Raw genomic sequence first — 12,879 nt, forward strand, 5'->3', positions numbered from 1 at the left:
GCGAACGGTAAATCTCTCAATTGTGCTGAGGTATGGCAGACGAGGGGTTGAGAACTGATGCAGCGGTGTTCGCGATCTCGGTGTCGGTCTCCTTGCTCAAGCCAGCAACACCGACTGCGCCCACGATTTCGCCATTCACGCGTATCGGCGCGCCGCCCCGCAGCGCCATGACACCGGCGGTAACGAATGCTGTCCGCCCCTGGTTGATGCTGTCCTCGATCTCCGCCGTCGGCCTTTGCAGCCGCGCAGCCGTTCGCGCGTTCCCGATGGCGAGATCCACGCCTGCCAGGCGGACCCCATCCATTCGCTGGAATGCAAGCAGATCGCCGGCGGGGTCAACAACCGCGATGGCCGACGGCGCATTCCGCTGCTGCGCCGTCTTCTCGGCGGCCCGCAGGACTGTCTGGGCACCGGTCTGATCGAGGAGCGGCACTTTGACGGTCTGTCCGTGGGCCGACATGCAGAAGAGCACGGCGACTATCCCGATGCTGACTTCAATCTTCGCCATCGGTGCTCACTTCAACGTCTCCAGGTAGGAGATGACATTCTCGCGGTCTGCCGCCTGCGGGAGATTGACGAACATCTTGGTGCCATGGACGTCAGTCGCAGGATTGGCGAGGAACTGATCGAGAGTATGTTCGTCCCATGTGATGTTCGCCGCCTTCAGCGCTGGCGAATAGTTGTAGCCTGGCTCGGATCCGCTCTTGCGGCCGAAAACGCCGGCCAGCGACGGGCCGATCTTGTTCTCACCCAGTGTCGTCGAATGGCATCCGACACAACGCGCAAATACCTGCTTTCCCACGGCAGCGTCTCCGGCGGCCTGGGCCGGCAGGGCAGCCAGGGTTGTGCCGACTACCGCAGCGACGGAGAGTGCCGGGATGATTGCGACCATCGGTTTTCGCATTGTAAGTACCTCGCGTGTGACATTGCAGCGCCAATTTAGTTGGCCCGTCCCAAATTTACTTGGCGCGGCTTGCTGCAGTGTGCCGTTCTTGCCCTTGCGATTGGCAGCCGTGGCACGCGATTGATTGACGTCAGTGCAACAATAAATTGCGCAAGGCCAAGCCGAATGCGGCAAAAACGCTAAAGTCATCAGTTCAACCGATAGATAGGTCTCGGTTGGTCGGTTGTCTCCTCCCGCCCCCGTGTCGCAACCGGCTTGGGCGCGGCTGGCCTCCGCAGCGCGGTGGCCGGCCGCATCCCTCATCTCGACGGGGACAAGAAAGAGGAAGAGACTGTGGCGACAACGGCCCTGAACGTGAACGGCAGTACCGTCTCGGTAGCCGTCGATGACCCCGACACACCACTGCTCTACATCTTGCGAAATGAGCTTGGCTTGCACGGTCCGCGTTTCGGGTGCGGTCTCGGCCAATGCGGCGCCTGCACTGTGCATGTTGATGGAGCGGCGATCCGCTCGTGCGTCACTCCATTATCCGCTGTCAAAGGCAAGATCGTCACGCTCGAGGGCCTCGGCACCAGCGCAAAGCCGCATCCGCTTCAGGAGGCCTTCGTCCACGAACAGGCTCTGCAGTGCGGTTACTGCATCAACGGGATGATCATGCAGTCCGCCGCGCTCCTGGCGCGCAACCCAAAGCCGAATGAGGGAGAGGTCAAAGCCGAATTGGCGAACAATCTATGCCGTTGCGGCACGCACCTGCGCATCGTGCGCGCGGTCCTGCGCGCCGCTGGCACCTGAGGCAGCCCCATGAACCAGATCGACAGACGCTCGTTGCTGCAGGCAGGCGGCGCGCTCGTTGTCAGCTTTTACCTGCCGCTATCTTCGAGCACAGCCAAGCCTGCTTCTGGACCGAAAACCGTCTCGCCTGATCGGGTCGATGGCTTTCTGGCCATCACGCGAGACGGCCATATCACCGTCTATTCCGGCAAGGTCGATCTCGGCACCGGGGTGCGGACGGCGCTGACCCAGATCGTCGCCGAGGAGCTTGACGTTCCGATGAGCCACGTCTCGCTCGTCGAGGGCGACACCGCGTTAACTCCCGACCAGGGCGTGACGTCAGGAAGTCTCTCGATTCAGAACGGCGGCATGCAGTTGCGCCGGGCCGCCGCGACCGCGCGTCGGGCTGTCCTCCGTCGAGCAGCCGCCCGTCTGCGGCAGGATATTTCAACGTTGTCGCTTCACGAGGGCGTCATAACAGCCAAACATGGCAGGCGGCTGCCGATCGGCGAGTTCATTGACGGCACGACGTTGGCCATCGATATCACCAAAGACGTGCAGGAAAAGTCTCCCCACGCTTACACGATCGTCGGTAAAGCCGTGCCCCGGCTGGACATTCCTGACAAGGTCAACGGCCGCTTCACGTTCATGCAGGATTTCAAGCTGCCGGACATGTTACACGGCCGGGTGGTACGCCCGTCCGGATTCGGTGCCACACTCGTTTCCTATGACGAATCGTCCGTTGCGGACATTCCCGGCATCGTGAAGGTCGTCCGCATCAACAACTTCCTCGGCGTCGTTGCGAAAAGCGAGTGGAGCGCAATCAAGGCCGCCCAGCAGTTGGCGGTGACCTGGTCGAAGTGGGAGGAATTGCCGGACCAAAGCAGAATTTGGCAGCACGTGCGCAGCACCCCGGTCGTGCGCGACGATGTCACCAGCCGCACCGGCGATTCTGGTTCTGCGCTCGCAAGCACACCAAACAAGCTTGCTGCAACGTACGAATTCGGCATGCATACCCATGGCTCCATCGGCCCCTCCTGCGCCGTGGCAACGTTCGCCGAAGGCAAGCTGACGTGCTGGACAGCGTCGCAAGCAACGCACGACCTGCGCAAGCAACTCGCTGCCACCTTCGCGATATCAGATGCGGACGTGCGCTGCATCTATATCGAAGGGGCGGGGTGCTACGGCCGCAATGGGCATGAGGATGCTGCGGCCGACGCGGCCCTGCTGTCGCGCGCGGTCGGCCAGCCGGTGCGCGTGCAATGGATGCGCGCGGACGAGCACGGCTGGGATCCAAAAGGTCCACCTACGCTTATCGATATGCGGGCCGCGATCGATAAGGTCGGAGACGTGGCGGCCTGGGAATCCGAGCTCTACGTGCCGGATGGAACCGCCGGTTTTGTAACACTGGTCGGCTCCGAGCTCGCCGGACTCGACAGTCTCGGCAAGCTCAGCCCCGGTGGGGTGTTGAACGACCTGGCAGTCCCGTACGTCTTTCCGAATGTCACGACGACGGCCCACCGGTTGGCAGCGACACCGCTGCGGCCGGCCTGGATCCGCTCACCGGGACGGTTGCAGAATACGTTTGCGAACGAGACCTTTCTAGACGAGATCGCTGCCGCAACCGATACCGATCCGCTCGACATTCGGCTGAGACATCTCACCGACGCTCGCGGCAAGGAACTTCTCGAGCGGCTCGCCAAATTGAGCAAATGGCGTGAGCGCCCGAAGGGCGATCGTGGTGCGGACACAGTGACGGGGCGCGGGCTTGCCTACGTCAAATACGAATTGGTCCGCACCTATGTCGGCGCAGTCGCCGAGGTCGAGATCAACCGCAAGACTGGACAACTTGCGGTCAAGCGCTTCTATGTCGCGCATGATTGCGGACAAATTATCAATCCTGACGGGCTGCGAAATCAGATCGAAGGCTGCATCGTTCAGACGGTGAGCCGCACCTTGAAGGAGCAGGTAACATTCGATCGGTCGATGGTCACAAGCCTCGATTGGGCGAGCTATCCTATTCTGACGTTTCCGGAAATTCCGGAGGTCGTGATCGACCTGATTGATCGGCCGGAAGAGGTCCCTTGGGGTGGCGGGGAGCCGGCCTGCGCCGTTGTGCCCTCGGCGATCGCCGGTGCTGTTTTCGAGGCAACGGGAGTACGGCTGCGTTCGGTGCCGTTTACGCCTGTCAAGGTGCTGGCGGAATTAGCAGGGGCGTGACTGACTGAAATGTTGGGTCGGCCGCCGGCCGGCACATACACTTCGATCTGCATCCAGCCATCGTAGCACGCCATGCAGCTTCCACAGGCGCTGGTGGCGTTCTGGTTCAACGACGAAGCCGGCCCGCTTGCTGCGCTTGCACTTCGATCGCTCCTTGCTGAAGCCCGAGTCGGAGGGAGCAGCCCGGCTATCGCCTAAAGACGGAACGCGCCTTACCATAGGCCTCGAATGGATTTGGATACATGTTCCGGGAGTCACAGAGCTGGCAGCCGTTCGGCCCCCAAGACTCCGTCGCGGCAAAGCCGCACAGAGGCAGCGCCATTCGCTCCGCGACGCTAGGTGGGACAGGCTGTTGGCCACCCGCACAATAGCGGGCGGCGCTCGCCGAACTGCCGACTGACAGCGCGAGCATTACAATAGCAAGATATCTCATGTTCGGCTCCTGGTGCTCCGTCGCTATCGACGGGTGAGTAGTTGAAAATGGTGGCCCATCGCGCTCAAACAGAGCTCATCGAGCGATGCTCGCCAGACACGTGGTTCTTGAACTGCTCCGGGCCAATATCGCGAACCGGCGACAGAAAGTCAGTCGGCTGATCGACGAGAAGGACGACGGCGTTCTCCTTGTCGGGCCGCTTACAGGATATCGCCATAACTGTCCTCGGCTTCTTGTGTGGACCGCTTCCGCTCCTATGCGCCTACACCGCGGCTGGACCGCGCTCCTACCAGATTGCTGCGATTGGCCCTTTGTTGCGCCAGAGGTGCCACGGACTGAGCGGCGGGCGGTGCAATGCATCCGATGGAGCTGCTCTCCACCCTAAGCTGGCCTGCCATCCTGTTTGCCAATCACGCAGCGCCATGCCGCCAGGCGCTCGGTCGGATGCTGGTTCATCCACTTAGCGAGCTGCGGCGCGCCCATCAGGCAGGACTGCATCGACACGTCGGCGAAGTCCGAGGTGGTGACGGTCTGCTCGTGGCAATTTTCCGGAGAGGAAAGACTGCAGAGCACGGCGATGATCTTGATCATGACAGGACAACCCCCTTGCTACGATGAGCATTGGCCGCATCGACATGCGAAGCCTTCTCAGCTCGCCGTTGGTAGTCTTCGGCAAGGGCCTTAAGCTGGCCGGCAACCGCTGCGTCGGTCATGGTTTGGGCAGCGCGGAGCAAAGTCCGCGCTATCTCCAGATATTCCTTGCCTCGCTGTGAAACATGAACGCTCATAGAATCCTCCCGCGGTTCTCCCGCGCCTGGTCGAATGAGACCTTGAGCCAGCTCACCCAATTGCGGTCACTTTCCCTGCGAGCTCTGAAGCGATCGACGCACCTCTTGGAACAAAGCGGAGTTCGCCACGAGTAGTGTCGGACGAGACCAAACTTGCCCTCGCAAACCGCGCATCGCGCGGCTCTGCTAGATCTAGGACTTTCAGAGCAGTTGAGCATTGTGGTCTCCCTTGGCATTAGTATCTCTACGTCGATCATCCCTTTTTCACAGCACTTCATGAGCCCTGTGTGCTTGTCCAACGCATGCAGCCTAAGACGATTGCCGTCAGTGTCTCAATTGAACGTAGGTTATTGTCCGACATCGAAAGGCGTCACGGAGCGATACGAAGGTGTATGGCGCTCGCGCTTTAACGCCGCCCCTTCGGCAAGGGCAACTCGCGTCAATCCTGTCATTGCCTATCGGATCTGCAGCTGGATGTTGCGATCCTCAAAACGGGCGACTCAAATGCGGAGGTTTGCAATCACGGTCGCTCAGCATGTGGATTGTCGTGGCCGGTTCGTCCGGGAGCGGCCGATCAGCTGTCGATACCCAAGTATAGTTCTCATCTATAAACGGTCCGATATCATCCTGGAGCATACCGTGAGATCGAGAGTGGGCATGGCCCGCTGCTCTCGAGTACGGCTTGGTTGTGTGAACGGCATCTCCGATTCCCGCGGTAATTCGGTTATCTCGTCCAGCCCGGCGCTGGCGGGAACTCGCGACGGGTCGCTACCGACCGGAGTTTCGCTATCGCTGGCCGGCGCAAAGGGTACGATCTGTTGCGATGGGTGAAAAACAAGGCTGGTTGGGAGCGGTCGCGGTCACACGCGACGCGGCGGGGTTGACACGCGATGGCCACCGGCGAGCCTTCCCAAGTCGAAGAACGCGATCTGACCAACATGGACCAACACCGGCAGCACTTGAGCGGTGCGGCGCGACTTCGCGATATGAACGGTGCCGCTACAAAGCGGAATGGTGCTGGGGAGGCCGTAGGCCCCCCGGGTGACAAGCAGCTTTTCGAAATCATCGAAACCATTCCGGTGATGGCCTGGACGATGTTGCCTGACGGCTCCAACGCATTTGCGAATAGGCGTTGGGCCGAATATTGTGGCCTGCCTGCGCAGGACAGCGTGGGTTCGGGCTGGGAGGCTGCAATTCATCCAGGAGACGCTGAGCAATATTTGCACAAATCTCGTGAGTCCTTGGCCACCGGCGAACCGTTCGAAGGTGAGGCGCGTTTCCGTTGCGCTGCCGATGGGGAATACCGCTGGTTCTTGGGGCGCGCTGTCCCACTCCGCGACGACCAAGGAAATATTCTGAGGTGGTATAAAATCCTGACGGACATCGAGGATCGCAAGCGGGCGGAGGCCCTGCTCGCCGGCGAGAATCGCATCCTCGAGATGGTGGCCAAAGGGGAATCGCTTCCCTATATCCTCGATTGCCTCTGCCTGCTGGTGGAAGAGCATACTCGGGATGCGCTCACTGCGATCCTTCTGGTCGAGGACGGCCGGCTGAGGCATGTTGGGAAGCCGAGCCTTCCTCCAGCCTATGTCGAGGCTGTCGAGGGAAAAATCGCGGTTGGACCCAAGGTCGGATCATGCGGGCCCGCGGCGTATTTCGCCAGACAAGTCATCGTTTCCGATATCACGACCGACCCGTCATTTGACGAGCTTCGCGATGTTCTGCCTCTCTTTCCTTCGCTGCGCGCCGTCTGGTCGACGCCCATCATGTCCTCAGAAGGCAGGTGATTGGCACCTTCGCCATGTATTATAGCGAGCCGCGGAGCCCAAGCCTGCGCGATCAGGAGATCATAGAACAGATCACCCATCTGGCGGGGGTTGCGATTCAACGTGCCCACTTGGACCGCGATCTCACAGTGCGCGAAGCCAAGATCCGGCGCCTAGTAGACGCCAATATCATCGGCATCTTCATCTGGGAGGCCGAAGGTGCGATTCTCGAAGCCAATGACGCGTTTCTTCGTATCATGGGATATGACCGCGAAGATCTCGACGCGGGCCGCTTGCGTTGCACGGAATTGATGCCGCAAGAATGACTCGAAGGCGATGTGCAACGGGGCCCGGAGTACGTGAGGACCGGGCGCCTGCACCCGTTCGAGAAGGAGTTTTTCAGGAAAGACGGCAGCCGCGTGCCCGTCCTGATCGGTCTGGCCGATTTCGAAGAAAGCGGACGGCAAGGTGTTGCTTTCGTACTCGATCTAACCGAGCGAAAACGGGCCGAGGATGAGCTGCGCGCGAGCGAAGAGCTTAAGCGGAGAATCATCGAGAGCAGTAGAGACTGCATCAAGGTGCTCGATCTGAATGCAAACCTGCTGTTCATGAGCAGCGGCGGTCAGCAGTTGCTCGAAATAGACGATATCCAGACCTACGTGAATGCCTGCTGGGATAGATTTCTGGCAACCGGAAGACCGCCCAAGGATCAGCGAAGCCGTCGCCGCTGCAAGGGCTGGAGGAATTGGGAAATTTCAGGCGTTCTGTCCATCGGCGAAGGGGGCTCCGCGCTGGTGGGATGTCGTCACCACCCCGATCTGCAATGCGGACGGCCAGCCCGAGCAGCTGCTTTCGGTTTCACGTGACATTACTGAGGGCAAGCAGGCTGAAGCCGAAGCGCGCGAGAGCGAGCGGCGATATCGTGAGGTGCAGATGGAATTGGCGCACGCAAACCGCGTCGCAGCAATGGGGCAGCTAACGGCCTCGATCGCCCATGAAGTGAAGCAGCCGATCGCTGCGACAGTGGCCAATGCGCGAGCCGCATTGCGCTTTCTTGACGCCCCGATGGTGGATCTGGATGAAGTACGACAGATACTCAACGACATGTTGAAAGACGGCAATCGAGCAGGAGAGGTCGTCAGCCGTATCCAGGATCTCATCAAAAAAGCGCCACCCCGGCCGGATCGCTTGGAGGTCAACGAAGCCATTCGCGAACTGATAGAACTTACCCGTAGCGCGGCGGTGAAGAACAGCGTCTCCATGCACGCGGAACTCGCGAACGGCTTGCCAATCGTTCATGGGGACCGGGTCCAACTGCAACAAGTGCTCCTGAACTTGGTGATCAATGCGATCGAGGCCATGAGCGGCCTCGGCGAGGGACCACGGGAATTGCTGGTCAGCAGCGGGACAACCGAGTCGGGCGGCGTGCTTGTGACTGTGCGAGACTCGGGTCCGGGACTGGCGCCAGCGATGCTCGATCGCGTCTTCGAGTCGTTCTAGGGCGCCGTCTTTCAGTTTACTATCCCGGCGGTCGAAGGCAGATAGCCGCTCCCCATTTGGCCAGCGTGCTCACGTTTGTTTGTGCGAGATCATCGATCGGCTCGCTGTTGCCCACCATGTCACTCCGTTGCATACCGAGGTATAGCGCAGGCAACCCAAGTATGAGGGCTGCGACCGCCGGGTATCTGCGGCCGAAACGAGCGAATCAATCGCGTCAACCTCGCTACGATTGAGCGGTCGCCGTTCTAACCCTACGACTGTCGAGGAGCAGGGGCCTCATGGACCCGCACAAGGGGAGCAACGATGCTGACCTACTCGATGGATGTCAACGCTGCGCGGCTCGCCGACTTCTCCGAAGTCTCCGTCCTAAGCAACCGTCAGCATCAGGAACAGACGACGCGGCGGCGCATCGATCATCCGCATCTCGAAAACAATCATCTGCCGCGCGGCGGGCGCGGTGAGCAGCCCCTTGAGGCCGGGACGCATAAAGCCGGTCGCCACGCTCTTGAGATATTTCCTGCTCATGTCGCCAGCCGTCGGGCGATCGCCTGGGATGGGATCACCGTCGAGATCGTCCGGTGCGTCGCCCATGACAGGGTCGAGTTTCGATTCCGTGCACCGTGCCATCTGCTGCTTGTCCATGAAGAGGGCGTTCGTGACCACGGCGAGACCTTCATTCGGACTCTGCCGCCTTCGAACCTGCGAACGCTCAAGCGCAAGCTCACCTTCGTGCCCGCCGGTCACGAATACCATGACTGGCAGCAGCCGCGCGTTCCCAGTCGTATGACCTGCTTCTATCTTGATCCGGCCAAAATGTCTGCCATCGATCCGGAGTCACCCGATGCTCGACTTGCACCTCGACTATTGTTCGAACATCGCGGGCTGTGGGATGCCGCCGCGAAGCTGACAGCAGCAATCGACGAAGGCTGCGAAAACGAGCGCTATTGTGAAGCGCTTGGGGTGATCGTTGCGCATGAGCTGATGCAGGACAACGAGCATTCGCCACGCCGCAAACCATTGGCGAGGGGTGGGCTGGCTGTCTGGCAGCAGCGCGCCGTCACAGGATATATGGAGGAACACCTGGCCGAACCTATCTCGCTCGCGACGCTGGCGGCGCTCGCTCGTCTAAGCTCTTACTATTTCTGCCGCGCATTCAAGCAATCATTCGGCATGCCACCACACCGGTATCACATTAGTCGCCGTATCGAGCGCGCCAAGGCCTTGCTGGGAGATCCGGAACAGTCAGTGACTGACATCGGGCTCGCGCTGGGGTTCAGCGAGACGAGCTCATTTTCGTCAGCATTTCGGCAGACGACAGGGATCACTCCCACCCAATACCGCCGCAGCTTAGGGTGAATGGGCAAGCCAGACGTCCTCCGGGGACGGTTGTGGGGTCACGAAAACATCTCAAGGCGAAGAGTCTCGCGATGCCGGCAGGACGATATGAAGCGTGACGCCTCGAGTAGCATTCGCGGTGGCCCAAATGCGGCCGCCGTGTGCCTCAACTATTGAACGGCAGATGGAAAGTCCGATGCCCATGCCGCTGGCTTTGGTGGAGTAGAACGCCTCAAAGAACCGGTCCAGAGCTTCTGGGCGCAATGTCGGACCGGAGTCGCGAACTGTGAGCGAGATGCCATCCTCTCGGTCCCTTGCTGAGCTAATCTGCAATTCGCGTCCGTCGTCGTCGACATTGCTCATGGCCTCGACAGCATTCATCACCAAATTCATGATGACTTGTTGCAGCTGAATCCGATCTCCGCGAACGAACGGCAAATCGGATGCAAGGTCTGCCTCAAGTGATATCCCGTTCTTGATAATCTCGCCGCGGGTCAGGGCGATCGTCTCGATGATCACCTCGTTAATATCCAACTTGTCGATCTGCGCTGGCGTCTTTTTGACCAATGCGCGGATCCGGCTGATGACATCGCTGACCCTGCGCCCGTCCTTGATAATGTCCTCCAGCGCCTGGCAAGACAGCTCCAGATCCGGAGGCGTTGCGCGGAGCAGGCGCAAGGCGGCATGCGCGTTCGTGACCAGCGCTCCAACGGGCTGATTGACCTCATGCGCAACAGATGCGGTTAGTTGACCGACGGTCGCCACTCGGTTCGCGTGCGCCAGTTGGGCCTGGGCGTCCCGTACGGCTTCCGAGGCCAGCATGTGATCCGTCAGATCGCGGGCCAATACAAGCGCGCTGTCCACCGCGTCTGTTTCGAGCTGGAGCGGTGAATAGGTTACGACCCAGTATCTTCGACCGGCGGGCCCATCGAACCATTGACTGATGTGGAACTCTTCTCCAGCAAAGCACCGATCCAAATTCGGTTTGGCCAGCTGGTCGAACGCCTCCCTCCCCATGGCGTCAGCGACGTACCGGCCGATGAGCGTGTCGGCCGTTAATCCCCAAACTCGCTGATGTGCCCGATTGGACTGTCGGTAGCGGTAATCTTTGTCGATCACAGACACGACGTCTGGTAGCGTGTCAAAGACATGCTGAGCCAGATATTCGGCGCGCTTGCGATCGGTGATATCCTCGCAGACGACCAAGAGCACCGGCTGCTGCTTGATCAACATCGCTTTGGCGGTTTCGCGTACCCACAGGATGGTTCCGTCTTTGCGCCGTTTTCGCGCCTCCCAGCTTGTCGGCTCACCAAGCTGTTCCATGCACATGGCGGCCTTGCGCTGAACTATCGGCCAATCAGTTTCATGAAACACCTCCTGCACGGGGCGGCCTGTCAGATCGCTGACGTCGTAGCCCAACTGGCAGGCGCCATAAGGATTGACCGAAAGCACAGAACCGGCCGCATCTAGCATGAAATACATTGTGGGATTGTGCTCGAAAACCGCGCGCCACTGTTCTTCGCTATCGCGCAAGGCCTCGAGCGCCCGTCTGCGCTCCTGGACGTCGCCCGCGCTGGCGCACCATCTCAATATCTTATTCTGCTCGCCAAAGATCGGTACCAGGCGGACAAAGAACCAACGGTATTCGCCGCCAGCGCTTCGAATGCGCATTTCTCTTTCGAACGGCTTCCCAGTCGCGAACACGGTGCTCCACTCCTCACAGGCGCGATCTTCCGGATGCACTGCATTCAGCCAGCCTGGGCCCCGCGACTGCTGCGCGGACAAGCCGGTGTAGTTCAGGAACCGATCATTGAAGAAATCAGCTGTGCCGTGTGAGGACATGTTCCAAACCAGCGCAGGCAACCCGTCCAGGACCTGCACCAGTTGGTCTCGTCCCGCCCTCATCCTCCCTACGAGGCCGGTGATGACCAGGGAGGTGATCAGGAACCCGGCCAAAGCGATGATGTCTTCCGGATAATCAACTCGAAAGGAGAAGATGGGGGGCGCAAAGAAGTAGTTGAGGGATGCAACGGCAGCGAAGCATAGGACGATGAGAGAAATCAGGCCGCCGGAGAGTGACAACAGAACAATGAGAATCAGGTATGTGAACGCCGCGGAAACCAGGCGCAGGTTCAGCCAAAAAAATAGCCATGTCAGTGCTGCCAGCGCGAGGACGCCGACCAACAACCGCAGCACCTCCTGGACTGGATCACGCGTCATCAACGATCGTTACCGAGACCAAAGCCTCCTGACAGCTTTCGCTTTGGAGGCGGAAATTCCGCAACCATACCGCTCGTTTAAACTCGCGGGAAGGCCGGGATGGGCCATCCTGGCAGGCGCGGGGCGAATGATAGGCGGCAGAGCGTGCGGGATTTGCCTGTCCAGCGGATTCCGTTACAATATGACCTCAGCTCGGCCGAGCCGCTGAGGTATTGTGATTTGCTTTAATCGGGACCGGCTCCAGATGGTGAAGAACCAGAATGAGGCAGCATAATTCATCAACGAAGCCGGCTGGAAGCACGGACCAGCCGACCGTCTTCGTCATCGACGACGATGCGTCAATGCGTGAGGCGCTCGCACGGCTGTTCTATTCGGTCCAGTTGAAGGTTGAAGTATTCGCGTCGACGCAGGAGTTCTTGCAGGCTAAGCGGCCGGATGCTCCGGCTTGTCTCGTGCTCGATATCCGACTGCCTGGGCTGAGTGGCCTTGATTTCCAAGCCGGATTGGCAGATGCCGCGCTTCCTATTCCGGTCGTGTTCATTACGGGGCACGGCGATATTCCGATGTCGGTGCGAGCCATGAAGGCCGGCGCCATCGATTTCCTCACCAAGCCGTTCCGTGACCAGGACCTTCTGGATGCCGTTGCCGCTGCAATCCAGCGCGACAAGGGGCGCCGCGAAAATGAACATGCGATCGCGGACATGAGGGCGCACTTCGCATCGCTAACCGCTCGCGAGCGCGAGATCATGGCTCTGGTCGCCAGCGGATTGATGAGCAAGCAAATCGCGGCTCAGATCAATCTGAGCGAAATCACGGTGAAAGTGCACCGTAGCCATATCATGAAGAAGATGGAAGCCAGATCAGTGGCCGATCTGGTCAGGATGGCTGAAGCCCTTGGAGTAAAGCCTCCGACGCTCCAGCACTGAGGTACGGTCCTTCGAT

Annotated in this window: 12 protein-coding genes and 1 pseudogene; 9 read left to right on the top strand and 4 right to left on the bottom strand. The window is 60.0% G+C overall.

What is annotated here, in order from left to right; genetic code table 11:
* Positions 1 to 16: 16 nt before the first annotated feature.
* A complete protein-coding gene (locus tag JJB99_RS12070; protein WP_200498971.1) occupies positions 17 to 508 on the bottom strand; it encodes a GlcG/HbpS family heme-binding protein in 492 nt (163 codons plus the stop codon).
* Positions 509 to 514: 6 nt separating this feature from the next.
* Positions 515 to 892, bottom strand: coding sequence for a c-type cytochrome (locus JJB99_RS12075; RefSeq protein WP_246775210.1), 378 nt, complete (start codon positions 890 to 892; stop codon positions 515 to 517).
* A 345-nt stretch (positions 893 to 1,237) separates the two neighbouring features.
* Between JJB99_RS12075 and JJB99_RS12080 the strand changes: the two genes are divergently transcribed.
* Both JJB99_RS12080 and JJB99_RS12085 read left to right on the top strand, forming a co-directional pair.
* Positions 1,238 to 1,696, top strand: a complete 459-nt coding sequence (locus JJB99_RS12080; protein ID WP_200500124.1) for a (2Fe-2S)-binding protein — start codon at positions 1,238 to 1,240, stop codon at positions 1,694 to 1,696.
* 9 nt (positions 1,697 to 1,705) lie between these two features.
* Positions 1,706 to 3,895 carry a xanthine dehydrogenase family protein molybdopterin-binding subunit gene (locus JJB99_RS12085; RefSeq protein WP_200498973.1) on the top strand — a complete coding sequence of 730 codons (2,190 nt, stop codon included), beginning with the start codon at positions 1,706 to 1,708 and terminating at the stop codon, positions 3,893 to 3,895.
* A gap of 814 nt (positions 3,896 to 4,709) precedes the next feature.
* Here JJB99_RS12085 and JJB99_RS12090 read toward each other — a convergent pair.
* Positions 4,710 to 4,919 carry a hypothetical protein gene (locus tag JJB99_RS12090; RefSeq protein ID WP_200498974.1) on the bottom strand — a complete coding sequence of 70 codons (210 nt, stop codon included), beginning with the start codon at positions 4,917 to 4,919 and terminating at the stop codon, positions 4,710 to 4,712.
* Between the two features lie 23 nt (positions 4,920 to 4,942).
* Here JJB99_RS12090 and JJB99_RS12095 point away from each other — a divergent pair, with 23 nt between their 5' ends.
* From JJB99_RS12095 to JJB99_RS12115, 6 genes and pseudogenes are all read left to right on the top strand, one after another.
* Positions 4,943 to 5,101, top strand: a complete 159-nt coding sequence (locus JJB99_RS12095) for a hypothetical protein (RefSeq protein ID WP_200498975.1) — start codon at positions 4,943 to 4,945, stop codon at positions 5,099 to 5,101.
* Between the two features lie 905 nt (positions 5,102 to 6,006).
* The gene (locus JJB99_RS12100) at positions 6,007 to 6,903 is read left to right on the top strand and encodes a PAS domain-containing protein (RefSeq protein WP_200498976.1); all 897 of its coding nucleotides are present in this window, start codon (positions 6,007 to 6,009) and stop codon (positions 6,901 to 6,903) included.
* 14 nt (positions 6,904 to 6,917) lie between these two features.
* The gene (locus JJB99_RS36210; RefSeq protein ID WP_246775211.1) at positions 6,918 to 7,208 is read left to right on the top strand and encodes a PAS domain-containing protein; all 291 of its coding nucleotides are present in this window, start codon (positions 6,918 to 6,920) and stop codon (positions 7,206 to 7,208) included.
* A gap of 337 nt (positions 7,209 to 7,545) precedes the next feature.
* Positions 7,546 to 7,701 (top strand): annotated as a pseudogene (locus JJB99_RS36935) (sensor histidine kinase); the annotation flags it as partial.
* Positions 7,702 to 7,815: 114 nt separating this feature from the next.
* On the top strand, positions 7,816 to 8,382 hold the full coding sequence (locus tag JJB99_RS12110; RefSeq protein ID WP_246775213.1) for a sensor histidine kinase: 567 nt from the start codon (positions 7,816 to 7,818) through the stop codon (positions 8,380 to 8,382).
* A gap of 303 nt (positions 8,383 to 8,685) precedes the next feature.
* On the top strand, positions 8,686 to 9,738 hold the full coding sequence (locus JJB99_RS12115; protein ID WP_200498978.1) for a helix-turn-helix domain-containing protein: 1,053 nt from the start codon (positions 8,686 to 8,688) through the stop codon (positions 9,736 to 9,738).
* A gap of 51 nt (positions 9,739 to 9,789) precedes the next feature.
* On the opposite strand, the gene JJB99_RS12120 is transcribed toward JJB99_RS12115, so the two are convergent.
* Entirely contained in the window at positions 9,790 to 11,937 is a 2,148-nt protein-coding gene (locus tag JJB99_RS12120; protein ID WP_200498979.1) for a PAS domain S-box protein, read from the bottom strand.
* A gap of 260 nt (positions 11,938 to 12,197) precedes the next feature.
* Here JJB99_RS12120 and JJB99_RS12125 point away from each other — a divergent pair, with 260 nt between their 5' ends.
* Positions 12,198 to 12,863, top strand: a complete 666-nt coding sequence (locus tag JJB99_RS12125) for a response regulator transcription factor (protein ID WP_200498980.1) — start codon at positions 12,198 to 12,200, stop codon at positions 12,861 to 12,863.
* Positions 12,864 to 12,879: the final 16 nt, after the last annotated feature.

Source organism: Bradyrhizobium diazoefficiens, from assembly GCF_016616235.1.
Lineage (GTDB): Bacteria > Pseudomonadota > Alphaproteobacteria > Rhizobiales > Xanthobacteraceae > Bradyrhizobium > Bradyrhizobium diazoefficiens_H.